This is a genomic window from Halogranum amylolyticum (genome assembly GCF_900110465.1).
GTDB lineage: Archaea > Halobacteriota > Halobacteria > Halobacteriales > Haloferacaceae > Halogranum > Halogranum amylolyticum.
In genome coordinates this window covers 1-16681 of record NZ_FODV01000022.1, presented here as the reverse complement: position 1 = coordinate 16681, position 16681 = coordinate 1, and the positions used below count along the sequence as shown (strand labels likewise).

Sequence of the window (16681 nt, the reverse complement as noted above, 5' to 3'; positions counted from 1 at the left end):
GCACTGTGCTCGCCGCTCGATAGCTCGCGAGTCAGTTGGTCGGAAGAAAAGCGTTCCGCGTCGGTTAGCGGTTCTCGGTCAGCAGCGCGCGCAGGATGTCACCGTAGGCGGGTCGCGTCAGCAGCACGCCGGCGACGACGCCGAGGATGGTGAAGATGGCGAACCCCTGCAGATCACCCAGCGAGAGCACGGCCAGCGGACTCATCGCGATGATGGTCGTCGCGGCGGCCGCGCCGATGACCCAGAACGCCTTGCGGAATCTCGACTGGAAGATCTTCCGCGAGCGGACGTCGCCCTCCTGCATCACCTCGTCGGCGATGATGATGAGGTCGTCCACCCCCGTCCCGATGACGGCGATGAATCCTGCGATCACCGAGAGGTCGATGGGGTAGCCGATCGCCGCCGCGAACCCAAGCAGGATGACCACCTCCGAGAGCGCGGTGACGATCATCGGCAGCGCCACCTTCGCCTCGCGGTAGCGGAGGAAGACGACGCCGCTGACGGCGAAGACGGAGATGATGCCCGTGATGAGCGAGTCGACCTTGAAGCTCTCACCCTGCGAGGGCGAGATGAACGAGGAGGTCCCCTCGCCGCCGTCGCCGATGTCGAGTTCGGCCGGGAGCGCACCGGCGCGGAGGTTGATGGCGAGATTCTGCGCCTCAGAGAAGTTCTGCGTGCCGAGGATGAACTGCGGGTCCTGCGTCCACTCGCCGCTCAGCATGCTCGAGGCGAGCGACGGCGACATCCCGGCCGCGTAGACGACCTCGCCGTCGACCTTCGTCACCAGACACGGGTCGGTGCTGTTCGGTGCCTCCTGGTACCGACAGGTCGTCCCGCCGGGTTGGGCGACGCCCGTCTCGACGACGTCCTGCCGGAACGGTTCGGCCTGATCGTCGCTGATGACGACCGGGACGTGCGGTCCCTGGCGGCCCTCACCTTGCTCGGCCGCGCCGATGCGGCGGAAGTCGCCCTGTTCGAGGACGGCCTCGCGGGTCGTGTACGACCCGTTCTCCGTCTGGTAGTAGATGTCGATTCGGACGCTCCCGCGGTCGTCGACGAGGTTGATGACGTCCGAGCGGTCCTCGCCGGGCACCTCGATGAGGATGAAGTGCTCGCCCGTCGAGGTGGTCACCTGTTGGACCGTCCCGCCGCTGAGGCCGGCCTCGTTGATCTTGCTCTCGAGGACGGCGACGGTCTGTTGGCGGGTGACCTCGGTGACGCCCTCGCGGACGTTGTCGTACTTGTAGCCCGCCGCGTCGAGCGCGCTCGCGAGTTGCTGTGCACTCACGTTCTCGGAGGTCACCTCGACGGCGTTCGACCCCTGCTCCTCGCCGGCGGGTCTGGCGGTGACGTCGGTGACCGGCACGCCGTCGAGTTCGGCGGCGACGTTGTCCTCGACGGTCGAGAGACTCTCGTTGCGGAAGTCGACCTCCTCGGCGGTGACGCCGACCAGCGGCGCGCGGATGCGCGTCCCGCCGGAGAGTTCGAGACCGAACTGGAGGTTCGTCGGTCCCTGACGTGCGGCGTCGTCACCGGCCGCCGGTGAGTCGCCTCCAGCGGTCACCGACGGCGGTGCGAACAGCGCGAACGTGCTGGCGAGCAGCACGACGACTAAGACGACGACGCGCCAGTTGTCGCGGAGAACGCCCATCAGCGGGCCACCCCCTCGAACTTCCACCAGCGAAGCAGGCTCAGGTTGAGCAGGTAGGTGTTCATCAGGTCGGCCGTCAGTCCGAACACCAGGATGGTGCCGATGGAGGACAGTAGCTGGATGCCGAACAGCGTCGCCGTAATGGTCATGACGATCATCGCCGCCAGCGACGTGAGCGTCATCGTCACACCGGTCCGCATCGCGCTGCCGACCGAGGTGTAGAAGTCACCGCTGCGCCGCAGGACGTGGTTGTTCAGGAGGATGTCCGAGTCGACGGAGTACCCGATGATCATCAGGAGGGCGGCGACGGTTCCGAGCGAGAGTTCGATCCCCAACAGGTTCATCAGCGCGACGGGGATGACGATGTCGGAGAACGCCGAGATGACGACGGCGATGGAGGGGACGAACGTCCGGAACATCGCGAACACGAGGAGGCTCATCCCGAGGAAGGCGATGGCGACGCCGCCGAGCGCGAGCAGCTGCGTGTCGGCACCGAAGCTCGGTCCGACCGCGTCGATAGAGCGGATCTCGAACCCGGCCTGCCGGGCCTGGTTCTCCAGTTGGGTGGTGCTCGGTGCGTCACCTTGGTTCGCCTGGAACGTGACGATGTAAGTGTTGTCTGCCGCGGCCACGGAGCGGACCGACTCCGGGGTCGTCGAGAACGCCGACTGGATCTGCTCGCGGGCCGCACCGTCGTTCGGCGCGTCGACCGCGACACGGAGCTCCGTCCCGCCGGTGAACTCGACGCCGGGGTCGGCCGGCGTCCCTGTCAGCGCGAACGTCCCCGCGATGACGACGAGTGAGACCGCGAGCACCGCCAGCGGGACGGCCGCGAGTTGGCGATTCGAGTACCGCGTGTAGTCGACCTCGAAGAGGCCGAACGGGAGGGTGATCTGTCCCGACACGAGGTCAGGCCACCTCCGGTACTGCGAACAGAGTCATGGGTTCGGGTCGTTCTGGACACCGAATAAGCCTTCTTCTTTACAGGTCGCTCGGCGCCAGACGAATGCGGCCGACGTGGACCGAACGACGACCACGTCGTACGCGGTCCGCGACGAGAGACATTTGGGCGTGGGAGGCCAACGTATCGACATGAGCACGGACACCAGCACGGCCACGCGCGTCGTCCTCTCCTACCCCGCCGAACTGAGCCGGTGGGGTCGCGACCAGGTGACGAGCGGTCGCTACGTCAACTATCTGCGCAAGACAGTCGGCGACGTCTCCGTCGGCGCGGAGTTCGAGGAGTTCGCCGACGTCGGCTGCTGTGGCAACACGCTCGACGTCCCGTTCCGCGTCGAGGCCGTCGACGGCGGCGACGAGATGGGACCGGACACCGAGATCGAGTTCGTCGAACGCGACGGCGAACTGAAGGGCGGGTGGCGGGTCCAGAGCGCCGCCGGTCCCGACGAGAACTGAACGGAACGTCCGTCACCGAGCGACTCAGGGCATGTAGCGGACGCTCACCACGCCGGGTGCCCACCGAATCTCGACGCGGTTCACGCCGAGGCGGGCGGCTCGACTGAGCGTCGACTCGACGTCGTCTGCGACGTCGTCGACGGCCTGTTCGGTCAGCTTCTCGGGGACCGTCAGCACGTGGATCTCTCCCGTCCCCGCCCGTTCCTCGCGGTGGAGACTGCCGGTCTCCTGAGCAGCGGCGAGATCTTCGACGTGGGCGGTCGGCGACTCGTCATTCCGCTCGATGGCGATGGTCCAGCGACGCTCGATCTCGATCAGTTGCCACGAGACGTTCATCGGCGGGTCCGGTGCGACCGTCCCTGTGACGGCGTCGTGAACCTCGACGCCGGGGTTCGTCGATAGCGTGTGGACCTGCCCGTCGTGGACGTCTCTCAGTACGGCCGACTCGTCGTCGGCCGCCGTGACGAGAAACGTACTCTCCTTCCGTCCGTCTTCCGTCGGCTCGTCCGTCATTGGACGCTCTACTCCGTCTGTCCTTTTCCCGGTTTCGTCGCGCGGGCAGTGCGGGAGACGCTCTCACACTCGGGTTTTCTCCCCCTACGACAATCATCAGCCACATGCTCCCGGTCTGGCGGGTGACGCGAACTCCCTACGGTCGCGCAGTCTACGAGACGCTCGAACGCGTCGGCCTCACGGCGACGCGGATGTACGAGTACGTCGCACCGACCGAGACGGAGACGGACCGGACCGCCGACGCGACGCTCGACGTGTACCGGCCGGACGATTCCAAAATAGACGGGTTCGTCGAGACGTACGACGCGTTCGACGAACTGCGAGACGACGAGTGGGTCGTCGGCGCGACCGTCGACGGTGACCCCGTGGGGTATCTCTTCGTGAGCACCGACGCGACGCTGTACACCCATCCACTCGAGGAGGATCTGTCGTTCGACGGGGCGTACGTCCGGCCGTGTCGGTTCTCGTCGCCGCGCCGCTCATGGTGTCGAACTACAAGGCGTACAAGACCGACGCCGCCCACGCACTGGTCGGGTTCGGCGCGACGCTGACGATCGGACTCTGTCTCCTTCTGGAGTACGGCTACTGATGGGTCGGAGCAGCGCCACACCGCCGAACGACGGTCTCGCCCGAATCGACACACACGTCCACACGGCCGACTCGTACGACGCGAACGTTCCCGTCGAGCGCGTGCTCGAACGCGCTGCGGCGGTGGGTCTCGACGGCGTCATCGTCACCGACCACGACACCGGCGAGGAGTCGCGACGCGCGGTCGAGTTGGCACCGCTGTACGGACTCGTCGGGATTCCCGGCGTCGAGGTGTCGACCCGAGACGGCCATCTGCTGGCCATCGGCGTCGACGAACCGCCGGGTCACGGTCGTTCGCTGGCCAGCACCGTCGAGACGGTCCACGCCCGCGGCGGCGTCGCGGTCGTTCCACATCCGTTCCAGCGGAGTCGACACGGCGTCCGTGCGGCAGCAATCGAAGCCTGCCAGGACTGTCGGGAGACGACCGTCGACGGCATCGAGGTGCAGAACGCCTACGCGCTGACCGGCATCCGGAACAACCAAGCGGCGGCGTTCGCGGCCGCCCACGACTACCCGCGGTTCGGCGGCAGCGACGCCCACACCGCACGACTCGTCGGCCGAGCCTACACCGAAGTCGGTGTCGACGGCGACGTGACGCGGGAGTCAGTACTCGAGGCGATGCGTACCGGGCGAACCCGTGCACGCGGTGAACGGGCGTCGGTCAAGCGCTACCTCGGGAAGTATCTCGACAGCGCCCGCATCAAGACGACGTCGATGCTCTGACGCCGATGAGACGGATCTTCGAATCGGACGCCGCCCGCCGGAGTGCGCTCGTTCTCGTCGGTCGCGCACCCTCGTTTCTGGCTGTCGCGCTTGCCGGCAACCAACTCGCGGCCTCGCGGCTGTGGACGGTGCTCGCGCTGCTCGGCGCACTGTCGGTGGTGTCGGTCGTCGTCTACCGGGAACGAGAACGGGTCGTCACCGCAGTCGACCGGTTGGGGACCTGAGCGCTCACTTGCTGACCACGCGGTGGACGAGCCAGATGAGGCCGCCCGCGAGCGCCGGTGGAAGAAGTGCGGCGAGTTGCGGGAGCGCGTAGAGCGTCGAAACGATGGGTGCGAGGAGGCCGGTCGGCTGCTCCTGAAACTCTGTAGGCACCGAGATGACTAATCCGATGAAGAGCGAGAAGAGAAAGAGGTATCCTGCAACTGCGAGCCACTGGTCGTAACGCCGGGCAGTGTCGACTGCAAGCCCACGCCGATGCCGGCGTGCGACGAGTAACACTGGTGCGAGAACAGGTGTGACGAGGAACAGTCCGACGACGATGTAGAACGCCCGTGAGAGCGTCAGCGACCCGCCTTGAACGCTGGCAGTCTGCCCGATGAGCACGACGAGGGCAAGCACGATGAAGAGGGAGAGCACTGCCGCGGCGAGACCACCGACGAGTACGTACGACTTGAACAGTCGAGAGTCGGTCCGCCCGAACGCGTAGGGGAACGCCCCGAACAGTCCGCGATACCCATCTGCCATTGGCCGGAGTTGGGGTTTGGTGCGATTAAACTGCCCGGTCCTGACTGGGGGAACACTTCTTGCGAGGACAACGCCTTTACTCCCACCCTGCGCGCGTTCATCCATGTACGTCGACCTCGGCAACGCACTCGGTACGACACCCGGCGTCTCTCGCGAGGCGCTGGAGCGACTGGATGGCCGTGTCGCCGACGCTCACGAACGCATCGAGCAGGGTCGCGCGGACGACGAGCACGGGTACGCCGCGCTCAACCTGCCGGAGACGACCGATCCCGACGAGATTCGGAACGCGGTCTCGCGGTTCGACGACCCCGAGGCCGTCCTGACCGTCGGTATCGGCGGGAGCGCGCTCGGCGCGGCGACGATCTCGGAGGCGCTCGACTCCGACGTCGACGCCTACTACCTCGACAACGTCGACCCCGAGTGGGTCTCCGGGCTTCTCACCGACTTGCCGCTCGACGACACCGTCGTCAACGTCGTCTCGCGCTCCGGCACGACCGCCGAGACGCTCGCGAACTTCCTCGTCGTCCGCGACGCCATGGACTCGGCGGGCGTCGACTGGACCGAACGGACGTTCGTCACGACGGGCGAGGAGGGGAACCTCCGTGACCTCGCAGACAAACACGACCTGCCCGCGCTCCCGGTTCCGGACGGCGTCCCCGGCCGCTTCTCGGCGCTCTCGACGGTTGGGATGGCCGTCGCCGCCATCCAGGGTCACGACCTCGATGCCCTCTTGGCTGGCGCCGCCGACGAGGCCGACCGGCTCTCCGGGTCGCTGTTCGAGTCGCCCGCCTACGCCTACGGCGCGACGACCTACGCGCTCGACCGTCGCGGCGCGTCCATCAACGCGATGATGCCCTACGCCGAGTCCCTGGAGTACTTCGCCGAGTGGTTCGCCCAACTGTGGGCCGAGAGCCTCGGGAAGGACGGCGTCGGCCAGACGCCCGCCCGCGCGCTCGGCGCGACCGACCAGCACTCACAGCTCCAACTCTACCGCGCCGGCCCGCGCGACAAACTCGTGACGCTCGTCCGACCGCGCGAGAAAGAGGACGCGGCGATTCCGGAGACGGACCTCGAGGGACTCTCCTACCTCGGCGGGTCGTCGCTCGGCGAACTGCTCGACGCCGAGTTCGAGGCGACGGAGGCCTCGCTTGCCGCGGCCGACTGTCCGAACGTTCGCGTCGAGATCGACCGCGTCGACGAGCGCGGCCTCGGCGAACTGCTCTACGGGATGGAGGCCGCCTGCGTGCTCTACGGCGAACTCGACACCGTCTCGACGTTCACCCAACCCGCCGTCGAGTGGGGGAAGAAGGCCGCCCGCGGCCTGCTCGGCGGTGGCGACTTCGAGGAGGCCGACGCCGTCAGCGACAAGCGCCGGTTGAAGATCGAGTAGTCACGTCACGGCGACGAGACGGCGTCACAGCGACGAGACGATCGCTACGCGGCGTCGACGTCGGTGTCGAGTTCGCTGCCAACGTGCTCGCCGTCCAGACTGTCGTCCTCTTCTTCGCCACCTCCGCCACCGTCCTCTTCTTCGCCGCCCTCACCTTCTTCGCCGCCCTCGCCGCCTTCTCCCTCCTCTCCACCCTCACCGGGCGAGGCACACCCGGCCAGCGGGAGCGTCAGCGCCGTCCCGCCGACCAGCGTGAGCAGTCGTCGTCGATCGAGCGTCTCGGTCTCGGGATGTGTCATCGTGTGACACGTTCGGCGGGCCAACACATAGCCGCTGTGGCAGGTTCGGGCGATCGTCTCACAGCGACCGCGGGGCTTCGGCCCTCGACTACGTCGACGGTTCGACGTTCTGGTTCGACCGGAACAGGTTCTCCGGGTCGTACCGAGCTTTCACGTCGGCGAGTCGCTCGTAGTTGTCGCCGTAGGCCGCCCGCACGAGGTCGTCGCCCTCCTCGCCGAAGCCGGGGAAGTTGATGTACAGGCCGCCGGGCGAGTACGGCTGCATCTCCGCCCAGAGCGTCCGCGCCCACTCGACGTTCGCCTCGTCGTCGGCCGGGTCGTCCCAGTTCGCTTCGATTCCGAGCATGTGTGGCACGTCGCGCCAGCCGATCGCCGTCGCGTCGTCGTCGACGCGGGAAATGGCTCCCCCGAGTTGCCAGACGTCGACCGTCGAGAGCTTCGAGGGGGCCGTCTCGGCGGCGGCGACGATGGTCTCGATCGCCTCGTCGGTGAGCCCCGAGAGGTACAGCGACTTCCAATAGTAGCGTCGACCGTCCGGGTAGTCCTCGTCGAGCATCTGCTGTAACTCGGTGAACGGCATCACGCCGCTGAAGTCGACGAGCGGCGTGTCGAACGCGCGGACGGGTTCGAACGCCTCCGCTCCCTCGTCAGTGGGACCGATGGACGATCCGAGGAAGCCGACACCGGGTTTACCGCGAGCGTCCTCGGGGAACGCCTCGTCGTCGGGGACCCACATCGTGAACGCGAGCAGGCCGACCTCGTCGGGGGCGTCCGCACAGAACGCCCGGTACTTGCGGAACAGCTCCGGCGCGTTCTCGGCGGGGTGGACGACGAAGCACGCCATCACCTCGGGACCCACCGGGTACGCCTCGAACTCGAAACTCGTCACGACGCCGAAGTTACCGCCGCCGCCGCGGAGCGCCCAGAACAGGTCGGGATGCTCCTCGGCGCTCGCCGTCAGTACGTCGCCGTCTGCGGTGACGACGTCCGCCGACCGGAGCGCGTCACACGACAGCCCGTAGGACCGACTGAGGTGGCCGAACCCGCCGCCGAGCGTCAGTCCCGCGACGCCCGTGTCGGAGACGACTCCGAGCGGGACGGCGAGACCGAACAGTTGGGTCTCGCGGTCGACGTCCGCCAGCGTCGCGCCCGCCTGGACCCTGACGCGTCGAGCGTCGGGGTCGATCCACACGCCCCGCAGCTCCGAGCAGTCGACGACGATCCCGTCGTCGCAGACCGCCGTCCCCGCGACGTTGTGTCCGCCGCCGCGGACCGAGATGGGCGCTCCGTGTTCGCGAGCGACGTCGACACAAGCGACGACGTCGGCCGTCCCCGTACAGCGGACGATCGCGGCCGGATACCGGTCGACGAGACCGTTCCACACCGCTCGTGCCTCGTCGTACCCCGCGTCGCCGGGACGAATGAGTCGTCCTGCGACTCGCCCCTCGAGACTGTCGACGAGGGGCGCTCCTCGTTCACCGGGCGTTGCTCCCCTGTCTCCCGATTCGTCGATAGACACGCCAAATCACCGGGAGAAGCTACGTCAGCCGAAGAGATAATCGCGCGTTCTTCGGCGGCAGAACGTTCCGTCCGCCACCCCGAACGCTCCGGGGAATCGAGCAGTCGTCTCCGTAATCGGTGCATCTATTCGCCGGGGACGTCTATCTCCGGCGAGTCAATGGGAACTGACGTCTCCTCGACTGGTTGGCGACTTCACCTCCAAACCGTCGGTGCAGTCATCAGCGCCGTCGCCGGCGCGTATCTGGTCGCGGTGCTCTCCGTCTCACTGGGTGTCGAACTGCTCCGATCGCTCGGGTTCGTGTTGACCGAACCGGGACCGCGTGCGATGCGCAGCGCCTTCCAGTTCGTCGGCTTCGGCATCGCCGTCGCAGCCTACCTCGCGCTCCGCGACGACTGGGAACTCATCCGCTGGCGCGTCCCGACGCTACGGGACGTCGGGTGGATCGTCGGCGGCCTCGTGACGCTCTTCGGAGCGCTCTACGTGCTCAGCATCGTCAGCAGTCTACTCGGCGCTAACACGGCAGAGAGCCAGATCGTCGCGAACGGACGGCAGAACCCCGCCTATCTGCTGTATCTCGTTCCCGTCACCATCCTGCTCGTCGGGCCGACCGAGGAGCTCATCTTCCGGGGTATCGTCCAGGGGACGATCCGCCGTGCCTACGGTCCCGTCGTCGCCATCGTCGGTGCGAGTCTCATCTTCGCGTCGATCCACCTGCCGTCGCTGCTCGGCGAGGGACAGTTCACGACGATCGCCATCATCTTCGCACTCGGGGCGCTGCTCGGCGCGCTCTACGAGCTGACCGACAACATCGTCGTCCCCATCGTCGTCCACGGTCTGTTCAACGCGGTGCAGTTCGTCTCGCAGTACGCGACGCTGACCGGCGTGCTCTAGTCCCGGTCGCGTCGCCGCGTCTGGAAGAGTCGGTACCAACCCCAGACGAGACAGCCCAGTCCGACGAGAGAGAACAGCCCGTCGACGAGTCCGGGTAGCGAGACGAGGTAAGGGATGCCGACGAGCACCATCCCGAGGCCCGCGATGCGCCAGCCGGTGAGTGTGTCACTCTTCGAGTGACGGCCGTCCCCCTCGATCGACTCGTCGGGGTCCATCGCGGGCGCTCAGGCGGGGTTCTTCCGCGTAAGGTCGCTCCCGCAGATGGGACACCGCTCCTTCTGGTCGTCGAACTCGCGACCACAGCCGGAACACTGGAACTTCCAGTCGCGCTGTTCGCTGATGCCGTCCTGTGCGATGGCCTCGACGGTGACGCCGAGGTGGTTCGCGACGTTCTGCATCGCGTAGTCGTCGGTGACGAGCGTCCCCGAGAGTTCGAAGGCGGCGGCGACGAGACGGACGTCGGTGTCGGAGAGCACGTCGGCGTCGCCGGTCTCGCCCGCGGCGCGGACGACCTTCTCGACCGTTCCCTCGGCGGGGATGTGGATGTGCATCCCGGCACCCTCCATCGCGTCGAAGCGGAAGGCGTGTTCGCCTTCGAGCTCCGACTGGACCATCGGGATCGACGCCGTCTCGTTGTCGGTGTGATACTCGTGGATGAACGCGGAAGAATCGAGAACGTGCATCTACCTTAGCGCTGGACGACGATGTAATCCTTGATTGCCTGCACGCGACCGACGGGGACGCGGAAGTGCCCGTCTTCGTCGGTGTCGAACGAGGACTGACTCGGCGCGAGCTCTCCCTCGTGGGGTTCGACCACGAGATCGCGGAGTTCGCCCGACTTCAGGTTCATCGTGATGTTGTACAGCATCCCCAGCTCGGTGCCGTCAGAGCCCATGACGGCCTTACCGGAGAGGTTCTCGGCGAGTATGTCGGCCATGCTTCGGTATTCGTGTGGCTTCACATAAACGCCACGGGGCGCGTCTGACGGCCGCTCGCCGGTCGGCGGCGCCGAGATCGTCCCCGCCGCGCTCCCGCCGAGTTGAAAGACTTAACTACAATCCACCGCTCAACTCACACAAGAACACTTCTACCGGGTGATTTTCGATGTCGGACACAGATACACACGATCAGACGGGAACGCTACGCACCCCCATCGTCGCCGTCCTCGGCCACGTCGACCACGGGAAGACCACACTGCTCGACAAGATCCGCGGGTCGGCCGTCAGCGAGGGCGAGGCCGGCGCCATCACGCAGCACATCGGTGCGACGGCGGTGCCGCTCGACACTGTCTCGCAGATGGCGGGGAGCCTCGTCGACCCCGACGACTTCGACCTGCCGGGACTGCTCTTCATCGACACGCCGGGGCACCACTCCTTCACGACGCTCCGCTCACGGGGCGGGGCGCTCGCGGACATCGCCGTGCTCGTCGTCGACGTCAACGACGGCTTCCAGCCACAGACGCTGGAGGCCATCGACATCCTCAAGCGGACGGGGACGCCGTTCATCGTCGCCGCGAACAAGATCGACACGACGCCGGGGTGGAACCCACAGGAAGGCGAACCGATCCAGCAGACCTACGAGGCACAGAGCAAGCAGGCCCGCCAGCGCCTCGACGAGAACCTCTACGAGATCATCGGCAACCTCTCCGACGAGGGGTTCTCGGCGGACCTCTACTGGCGCGTCCAGAACTTCACGAAGAACATCGGCGTCGTCCCCCTCTCGGCGATGACCGGCGAGGGGATCCCGGACCTGCTGGCCGTCCTGATGGGGCTCTCCCAGCGCTACATGAAAGCGGAGATGGAGATCGACGTCGCCGGCCCCGGCAAGGGGACGGTGCTCGAAGTGAAAGAAGAACGCGGGTTCGGGGCGACCCTCGACGTCGTCCTCTACGACGGGACGGTCCGAGAGGACGAGACCATCGTGGTCGGCGGGGCGAACAGCCCCATTGTCACGGAGGTTCGCGCGCTCCTCCAGCCGCGGCCGAACGCCGAGATCCGGACGGAGAAGCGGTTCGACCGCGTCGACCAGGTGTCGGCGGCGACGGGGATCAAGATCGCCGCCCCCGACCTCGAAGACGCGATGGCCGGCGCGCCGGTCCGCGTCGTCCGCGACCGCGACGTCGACGAGGTGATCGAGGAGGTCCAAGCCGAACTCGCCGGCATCGAGGTCGAGACCGAAGAGCAGGGCGTCGTCGTCAAAGCCGACACGCTCGGCTCGCTGGAGGCGATGGCCAACGCGTTGCAGGAGGCCGAGGTGCCGATCCTCCGAGCGGAGGTCGGCGACGTCGCCCCCCGAGACGTCTCCATCGCGGGGACGGCCCGCGAAGACGAACACAAGGTGATCCTCGGGTTCAACGTCGACGTGCTCCCGGACGCCGAGGAGGACCTCGAAGACTCCGACGTCCGCCTGTTCAGCCACGACGTCATCTACCAGCTCGTCGAGGACTACGACGAGTTCGTCACGGAGCGCAAGCGTGCCCAGCAGGAGACCGTCCTCGACAAGATCGTTCGGCCGTGTCGGTTCCGTATCCTCGAAGACCACGTGTTCCGGCAGAACAACCCCGCCGTCGTCGGCGTCGAGGTGCTGGCGGGGACGCTGAAGAACAACCAGTACGTCGTCAAGTGGGAGGGGAACGAACCGACGCGTGTCGGCCAGCTCAACGGGATCCAAGAGCAAGGCGAGGACGTCAAGCAGGCCCGCGCCGGATCGCGCGTCAGCGTCGCTATCGACGGTCCGACCGTCGGCCGACAGATCGACGAGGGCGACGAACTCTGGATCGACCTCCCCGAGAAACACGCGAAGATCCTCGAACAGGAGCTCTCGGGAGAGATCCCGGGCGACGAACTCGAGGCGCTCCAGAGCTACCTCGACAAACACCGCCGCCGCGACCCCTTCTGGGGGAAGTAACCTCGGTCCCCGGGAGTCGACCACGGCAGAATCCGTTTTTACCGCTCGCCGAGTAGGGGCGCACGGAGGAACGCACAGACGAGCGTGCGGGACGCGTTCTCGACCGGTCGCACAGACCACGAAACCGTCTCGCGGTACGACCTCGTGCTGGCGGTGCTCCCGGTGCCACTCGCAGTCGGCGCCGTGGGAGGGCTGCTGACGTCGGTGCCGACGGCCATCGGTGCCGGTGCCGGTGGACTCCCGTCCGCACTCGTCGTCGGCTACGGGCCGTTCGTCGACACGCCGGAGACGCCCGACGCGTCCGGCCGAGAACGTGACGACGCGCCGTAGTCGCGACGGACACTCGTTCGCTCGACTCCGTACGTCGGCAGCGACGGCGCCGTCGACGCTTCCGACAGCGGTCGCTGGGCGCTCGTGAGGGGATCGTGAGACGAACGGTCCAGGGAGAACAGTCCGTCTAGCGGGCGGTCTGTGCGACGCCGTCGCCGACGGCGTTCATCACCTGCAGCGCCGCGCTGGCGGCGAGTCCGCGGGCGACCTCGCGCCGGTCGTCGTCGTCGAGACCCGACTCGAGATCGTCGATATCCGGCGTGAAGCCGGCGCTGACGGGGTGACCCGCCGGCGGGTGGACCGCGACGGTCGCCTCCGGCCCGTTCGACCCGTAGGAGAGCTCAGAGCCGATAGCGTAGCTATCGGGGAGATAGGTCCGGGTCTGGGCGACGATGCCGGCGACGGCGCGGCGAAGCATCCGTTTCTGGTCGAGCGTGAGTTCGACGTCCTGCGAGGGTTGACCGGCATCGACGACACCTGGGGCACCCGCGTACGGATTGTTTCCATTCATAAGGAGATGCTACCAGCACTATGCGAACGCCGTGTATAAAGCCGTCGGAGGACGTTGAAATCGCCGCTGCTCGACCGTCAGAGGATCGGCTCGCTCTGTCCGTAGGCGGCGACCGTGAGCGCCGTGGTGTACCCCTCGCCGTCGGCGTCTGCGGTCGTCACGGCGACCGCCTCGTCGTCGAACGACCACTCTCTGAGCCCGCGGCCGGCGTCGAGCCCCTCGCGGACGGCCGACTCGACGGTCTCGGGGTCGGTACCGCTGGCCTCGTAGAACAGCCCCGGTCCGTCGCCGGTCGTCCAGCCGAGCCCCGCGCTGACGGTCCCCGTCTCGCCTGTCGTCGCTCGCGCCTCGACGACGGTCAGCCGGTTGCCCGCGGGGCCGAGGTCGGGAGCGGAGCCGACCGTCTCGACCGTCGCGTCGGCCGGGATCACCGACGAGACGGCGACCAGGTTGTAGTTGTGGATGTTCGCCGCCGCGAGCGCGGCGTCGTAGGAGGCCATCGCCGTGGGAGCCGTCGCCGATCCGCTGACGACGTAGATGGTGCTCATTACTGGAGAACGGAGACGGGGACAAGAAGCGGTTACGGATTCAGGCCAACAGCTGCGGCCCGAACACCATCAGGATGAGCGCCGCCAGCATCGTCACGCCGATGGAGGTGGTGATGGTGCGGACGATGGGGTAGGGGTCGCTGACGGGGAGCCGCGAGACGATCGCCTCGACGCTGGTCCGCATGATGCGGCCGCCGTCGAGCGGGTAGCCGGGGATGCAGTTGAACAGCCCGAGCTGGAGGTTGATCCACGCGGTCCAGAACAGCAGGTTCGCTGCGATGAACACCCCACCGCCGAGCGCGGCCAGCGGCCCCTCGACCACGAAGAAGTTCATCACCTCGGGGGTGAAGCCGGGGAAGTTGTACGGGAGGCCGAAGACGCTCGCCAGCGGGAGGATGAGCGCGACGAACGCGAGCCCGCGGAACGTGTCGACCGTCGACGTGAGCGGTCCGGAGAGCGCGTCTGCCTCGGTGTCACCGCCCAACAGCGTGAGATACGTCGAGGCGGGGTAGCTCTGGATTCCGAGGTCCGTCATCGAGAGGCCGCTCGTCCCCGAGAAGAGGTTCACTCCCAGGAACGCGTCCTCGCGCTCCGAGTCGAACGTCACCGTGTACGTCCGGAGTTCGCCGTCGACGTACGCCTCGACGTCGACCGTGTCACCGCCCGAGTAGCCGTCGAGGACGCGACTCAACTCCTCCGAGGACGTGACGCGTTCACCGCCGATTCGGGTGACGACGAAGCTCCCGTTGGGGTCGTCGCCTGCCCCCTGCATCGCCTCGGACATCGGCTGGTTCTCCTGCGTGCCCGTCACGTACGCGCCGACGGGGACGACCTGCGTCCCGCGCGACGTCTCGAGACGGGCGAACGTGTCGTTGCCGACCGCCTCGCGGAACTCCGCCCGCGTCGAGACCTGCGTGCCGTTGACCGACCGGACCGTCACCGGGTCGTCGTTCTGGTCGATGGTGAGGTTCGCCGGGTTGCCGCCGATGGTACCGACGATCACGAGCGAGCGTTCGACGGTCACTTCGCGGGTCTCTCCCTCGGAGCCGGCGACCGAGAGCGTCACCGACTGCCCCTCGGCCTCCGCCCAGGCGGCGTCGAACGCCGACTCGTTCTCGACTTCCTGTCCATCGATACCGACGATGCGGTCGCCGCCGCCGATGCCGGCCTCCGAAGCGGGCGACCCGCCGTAGGACCCGGCCACGGCGACGCCCGGGGCGACGCCGATGGCGCCGACGATCGGGCCGAACAGGAGCGCGAACGCGAGGATGGTGACGACGAAGTTGTTGGTCACGCCCGCCGCGAACATCCGCGTGCGGGCACCGCGGTTGGCCTTTCGTTGGCTCTCCTCGTCCGGTTCGACGAACGCGCCGATCGGCAGGATCGTCAGGAGAACGACGCCCATCGACTCGATGTCGATGTCCTCGACGCGACAGAGCAACCCGTGGCCGCCTTCGTGAACGACGAGTCCGACGAGCAGTCCGAAGACGATCTCGGGAGCCATCGACAGCGGGAGGAAGTCGTTGACGCCGGGGATGACGAGGAAGTTCCGCGGCTGGTTGATCGCCGTCGGCTGGGGGCTCCGGACGGTCTGGATGGCCGCCTGCAGGAAGAGGAAGAACGACCCGACCATGACGACGAGCGCGACGCCGACGCCGACGTTGCTCCACGCCCGCCAGAAGCGTCTCGGCCGTGCGAGCCAGTTGAGGAACGCCCGGCCACGCTTCGTGTGGATCGTCGTGAGCGGTCCCTGAATGCGGACGGAGTTCGGGATTAGTCCACGAGACTGCAGCGAGACTGCGACGACTGAGTACAGAAGGACACCTGCAAGTACCCAGAGCAGCGGATTCATTGGGCGAATTGAGGGCTCGGTGCGCAAAAGGCGTTCGGGTTACGAGAGTTCGGCGACGCCGGACGTCAACGTCCCGGCGTCGCCGGTTCGTCTCTGATCTCGATGGTGACCATCTCCCGTTCGTCGCGGCGACGTCGTCGCCGACGACGTGCGAGCGCGGCGACTGCGAGCACGGCACCGCTGACGAGGAGATACTGGCCGCGTCGACGACCAGGGGTCGTCTCGGCCTCGCGCTCCTCGTCGGACGACTGTCGGATGTAGTGAGTGAGTTGCATGACGGTCTCGTGGTCGGCTGCCGCGCATCGTGGTGGCGCGTGGTTCGACCCGCCCTGTCAGGCCTCGCTGACCTGAACAGGCATAGTAAGGGAGAGTGCGATTTGAATGTTACCCCGCGCACGGTGGCGCGGGGGATCCTGTTCTTACGAGGACAGGTTTCCTGTTTCGATGACGTGACTTGCAGACACGCGCTGGAAATCAGCGGCGTCCGTAGCGTTGACGAGAGCGAAGCTCTCGTTCGCACGCCAGAAACGCGATGCGTTTCTGGGGACGGTCACACTCTCCACAGGCGTATCTTCGGGCCATCCCAGCCCTAATTCAGAACAGCCGCGTTGCAGAACATTCATCGCCGCGTTCGCGTCTCGATCCGTCTTAAACCCACACGCAGGGCACGAATGCTCACGAACCCAGATGGGCTTTGCCGTCTCCACACCACATGATGCACACTCTTTGGTCGTTCCTCGCGCTTCAACCTGCAGGACGTGCGTCCCGTACAAGTCGCCCTTATATTCAAGCA

The 16681-nt window shown here is 67.0% G+C and carries 22 protein-coding genes; 8 read left to right on the top strand and 14 right to left on the bottom strand.

All coding sequences use genetic code 11. The annotated features are described in order from the left end of the window. Nucleotides 1–64: 64 nt before the first annotated feature. A complete protein-coding gene (locus tag BSG17_RS21735) occupies nucleotides 65–1651 on the bottom strand; it encodes a preprotein translocase subunit SecD (RefSeq protein WP_089827489.1) in 1587 nt (528 codons plus the stop codon). After that, complete coding sequence (secF, locus tag BSG17_RS21730; RefSeq protein ID WP_170864905.1) at nucleotides 1651–2556, bottom strand: protein translocase subunit SecF; 906 nt, start codon at nucleotides 2554–2556, stop codon at nucleotides 1651–1653. The genes BSG17_RS21735 and secF overlap by 1 nt, the downstream gene beginning before the upstream one ends. A 187-nt stretch (nucleotides 2557–2743) precedes the next feature. Between secF and BSG17_RS21725 the strand changes: the two genes are divergently transcribed. Further along, nucleotides 2744–3067, top strand: a complete 324-nt coding sequence (locus BSG17_RS21725) for a DUF7968 family protein (protein ID WP_089827539.1) — start codon at nucleotides 2744–2746, stop codon at nucleotides 3065–3067. A 24-nt stretch (nucleotides 3068–3091) separates the two neighbouring features. Here the strand turns inward: BSG17_RS21725 and BSG17_RS21720 are convergent, their stop codons facing one another. Then, nucleotides 3092–3580, bottom strand: a complete 489-nt coding sequence (locus BSG17_RS21720) for a DUF5812 family protein (protein WP_089827488.1) — start codon at nucleotides 3578–3580, stop codon at nucleotides 3092–3094. A 104-nt stretch (nucleotides 3581–3684) separates the two neighbouring features. Between BSG17_RS21720 and BSG17_RS21715 the strand changes: the two genes are divergently transcribed. From BSG17_RS21715 to BSG17_RS21705, 3 genes are read left to right on the top strand one after another with little or no spacing between them, the layout of a single operon-like run. Beyond that, a complete protein-coding gene (locus BSG17_RS21715; protein WP_089827487.1) occupies nucleotides 3685–4131 on the top strand; it encodes a hypothetical protein in 447 nt (148 codons plus the stop codon). Between the two features lie 37 nt (nucleotides 4132–4168). Continuing rightward, on the top strand, nucleotides 4169–4891 hold the full coding sequence (locus BSG17_RS21710; protein ID WP_089827486.1) for a CehA/McbA family metallohydrolase: 723 nt from the start codon (nucleotides 4169–4171) through the stop codon (nucleotides 4889–4891). A gap of 5 nt (nucleotides 4892–4896) precedes the next feature. After that, the gene (locus BSG17_RS21705) at nucleotides 4897–5115 is read left to right on the top strand and encodes a hypothetical protein (RefSeq protein ID WP_089827485.1); all 219 of its coding nucleotides are present in this window, start codon (nucleotides 4897–4899) and stop codon (nucleotides 5113–5115) included. A gap of 4 nt (nucleotides 5116–5119) precedes the next feature. Here BSG17_RS21705 and BSG17_RS21700 read toward each other — a convergent pair whose 3' ends face one another. Next, a complete protein-coding gene (locus BSG17_RS21700; RefSeq protein WP_089827484.1) occupies nucleotides 5120–5638 on the bottom strand; it encodes a DUF8056 family protein in 519 nt (172 codons plus the stop codon). A 103-nt stretch (nucleotides 5639–5741) separates the two neighbouring features. Here BSG17_RS21700 and BSG17_RS21695 point away from each other — a divergent pair, with 103 nt between their 5' ends. Further along, nucleotides 5742–7028 carry a glucose-6-phosphate isomerase gene (locus tag BSG17_RS21695; RefSeq protein ID WP_089827483.1) on the top strand — a complete coding sequence of 429 codons (1287 nt, stop codon included), beginning with the start codon at nucleotides 5742–5744 and terminating at the stop codon, nucleotides 7026–7028. Nucleotides 7029–7072: 44 nt separating this feature from the next. Here BSG17_RS21695 and BSG17_RS21690 read toward each other — a convergent pair whose 3' ends face one another. Together BSG17_RS21690 and BSG17_RS21685 are read right to left on the bottom strand one after the other, a co-directional pair. Beyond that, on the bottom strand, nucleotides 7073–7327 hold the full coding sequence (locus BSG17_RS21690; protein ID WP_089827482.1) for a hypothetical protein: 255 nt from the start codon (nucleotides 7325–7327) through the stop codon (nucleotides 7073–7075). Nucleotides 7328–7415: 88 nt separating this feature from the next. Next, nucleotides 7416–8840 carry an FAD-binding oxidoreductase gene (locus BSG17_RS21685; RefSeq protein WP_394327980.1) on the bottom strand — a complete coding sequence of 475 codons (1425 nt, stop codon included), beginning with the start codon at nucleotides 8838–8840 and terminating at the stop codon, nucleotides 7416–7418. Between the two features lie 165 nt (nucleotides 8841–9005). Between BSG17_RS21685 and BSG17_RS21680 the strand changes: the two genes are divergently transcribed. Further along, nucleotides 9006–9740: a CPBP family intramembrane glutamic endopeptidase gene (locus BSG17_RS21680; RefSeq protein WP_089827480.1), complete on the top strand. Its 735-nt coding sequence runs from the start codon at nucleotides 9006–9008 to the stop codon at nucleotides 9738–9740. Here BSG17_RS21680 and BSG17_RS21675 read toward each other — a convergent pair. Genes BSG17_RS21675 through BSG17_RS21665 form a run of 3 tightly spaced genes read right to left on the bottom strand, consistent with a single transcriptional unit; the run spans nucleotide 9737 to nucleotide 10677 of the window. Continuing rightward, nucleotides 9737–9955, bottom strand: a complete 219-nt coding sequence (locus tag BSG17_RS21675; protein WP_089827479.1) for a hypothetical protein — start codon at nucleotides 9953–9955, stop codon at nucleotides 9737–9739. The two genes, BSG17_RS21680 and BSG17_RS21675, sit on opposite strands and share 4 nt — an antisense overlap. Before the next feature lie 9 nt (nucleotides 9956–9964). Further along, entirely contained in the window at nucleotides 9965–10423 is a 459-nt protein-coding gene (locus BSG17_RS21670; RefSeq protein ID WP_089827478.1) for an NOB1 family endonuclease, read from the bottom strand. Nucleotides 10424–10428: 5 nt separating this feature from the next. Continuing rightward, complete coding sequence (locus tag BSG17_RS21665; RefSeq protein ID WP_089827477.1) at nucleotides 10429–10677, bottom strand: PRC-barrel domain-containing protein; 249 nt, start codon at nucleotides 10675–10677, stop codon at nucleotides 10429–10431. Between the two features lie 167 nt (nucleotides 10678–10844). Here BSG17_RS21665 and infB point away from each other — a divergent pair, with 167 nt between their 5' ends. Next, a complete protein-coding gene (infB, locus tag BSG17_RS21660) occupies nucleotides 10845–12647 on the top strand; it encodes a translation initiation factor IF-2 (protein WP_089827476.1) in 1803 nt (600 codons plus the stop codon). An 84-nt stretch (nucleotides 12648–12731) separates the two neighbouring features. Next, entirely contained in the window at nucleotides 12732–12977 is a 246-nt protein-coding gene (locus BSG17_RS21655) for a DUF8015 family protein (protein ID WP_089827475.1), read from the top strand. Between the two features lie 127 nt (nucleotides 12978–13104). Here the strand turns inward: BSG17_RS21655 and BSG17_RS21650 are convergent, their stop codons facing one another. The 5 genes from BSG17_RS21650 to BSG17_RS21630 all read right to left on the bottom strand — a co-directional run. Further along, on the bottom strand, nucleotides 13105–13488 hold the full coding sequence (locus tag BSG17_RS21650; RefSeq protein ID WP_089827474.1) for a DUF5811 family protein: 384 nt from the start codon (nucleotides 13486–13488) through the stop codon (nucleotides 13105–13107). Between the two features lie 77 nt (nucleotides 13489–13565). Next, nucleotides 13566–14036, bottom strand: coding sequence for a pyruvoyl-dependent arginine decarboxylase (locus BSG17_RS21645; RefSeq protein WP_089827473.1), 471 nt, complete (start codon nucleotides 14034–14036; stop codon nucleotides 13566–13568). Nucleotides 14037–14076: 40 nt separating this feature from the next. Beyond that, nucleotides 14077–15888 (bottom strand): site-2 protease family protein, encoded by a 1812-nt coding sequence (locus tag BSG17_RS21640; protein WP_089827472.1) that lies wholly within the window; start codon nucleotides 15886–15888, stop codon nucleotides 14077–14079. Nucleotides 15889–15953: 65 nt separating this feature from the next. After that, a complete protein-coding gene (locus tag BSG17_RS21635) occupies nucleotides 15954–16163 on the bottom strand; it encodes a hypothetical protein (protein WP_089827471.1) in 210 nt (69 codons plus the stop codon). A 144-nt stretch (nucleotides 16164–16307) separates the two neighbouring features. After that, nucleotides 16308–16681 (bottom strand): zinc ribbon domain-containing protein (locus tag BSG17_RS21630; RefSeq protein WP_139246754.1); only part of this gene is annotated, 374 nt, incomplete at its 5' end.

Bases quoted from the DNA above. Each gene is read 5' to 3' on its own strand.
- BSG17_RS21735 (WP_089827489.1), bottom strand. From the start codon at position 1,651: ATGGGCGTTCTCCGCGACAACTGGCGCGTCGTCGTCTTAGTCGTCGTG.
- BSG17_RS21725 (WP_089827539.1), top strand. From the start codon at position 2,744: ATGAGCACGGACACCAGCACGGCCACGCGCGTCGTCCTCTCCTACCCC.
- BSG17_RS21720 (WP_089827488.1), bottom strand. From the start codon at position 3,580: ATGACGGACGAGCCGACGGAAGACGGACGGAAGGAGAGTACGTTTCTC.
- BSG17_RS21715 (WP_089827487.1), top strand. From the start codon at position 3,685: ATGCTCCCGGTCTGGCGGGTGACGCGAACTCCCTACGGTCGCGCAGTC.
- BSG17_RS21710 (WP_089827486.1), top strand. From the start codon at position 4,169: ATGGGTCGGAGCAGCGCCACACCGCCGAACGACGGTCTCGCCCGAATC.
- BSG17_RS21705 (WP_089827485.1), top strand. From the start codon at position 4,897: ATGAGACGGATCTTCGAATCGGACGCCGCCCGCCGGAGTGCGCTCGTT.
- BSG17_RS21700 (WP_089827484.1), bottom strand. From the start codon at position 5,638: ATGGCAGATGGGTATCGCGGACTGTTCGGGGCGTTCCCCTACGCGTTC.
- BSG17_RS21695 (WP_089827483.1), top strand. From the start codon at position 5,742: ATGTACGTCGACCTCGGCAACGCACTCGGTACGACACCCGGCGTCTCT.
- BSG17_RS21690 (WP_089827482.1), bottom strand. From the start codon at position 7,327: ATGACACATCCCGAGACCGAGACGCTCGATCGACGACGACTGCTCACG.
- BSG17_RS21680 (WP_089827480.1), top strand. From the start codon at position 9,006: ATGGGAACTGACGTCTCCTCGACTGGTTGGCGACTTCACCTCCAAACC.
- BSG17_RS21675 (WP_089827479.1), bottom strand. From the start codon at position 9,955: ATGGACCCCGACGAGTCGATCGAGGGGGACGGCCGTCACTCGAAGAGT.
- BSG17_RS21670 (WP_089827478.1), bottom strand. From the start codon at position 10,423: ATGCACGTTCTCGATTCTTCCGCGTTCATCCACGAGTATCACACCGAC.
- BSG17_RS21665 (WP_089827477.1), bottom strand. From the start codon at position 10,677: ATGGCCGACATACTCGCCGAGAACCTCTCCGGTAAGGCCGTCATGGGC.
- infB (WP_089827476.1), top strand. From the start codon at position 10,845: ATGTCGGACACAGATACACACGATCAGACGGGAACGCTACGCACCCCC.
- BSG17_RS21650 (WP_089827474.1), bottom strand. From the start codon at position 13,488: ATGAATGGAAACAATCCGTACGCGGGTGCCCCAGGTGTCGTCGATGCC.
- BSG17_RS21645 (WP_089827473.1), bottom strand. From the start codon at position 14,036: ATGAGCACCATCTACGTCGTCAGCGGATCGGCGACGGCTCCCACGGCG.
- BSG17_RS21640 (WP_089827472.1), bottom strand. From the start codon at position 15,888: ATGAATCCGCTGCTCTGGGTACTTGCAGGTGTCCTTCTGTACTCAGTC.
- BSG17_RS21635 (WP_089827471.1), bottom strand. From the start codon at position 16,163: ATGCAACTCACTCACTACATCCGACAGTCGTCCGACGAGGAGCGCGAG.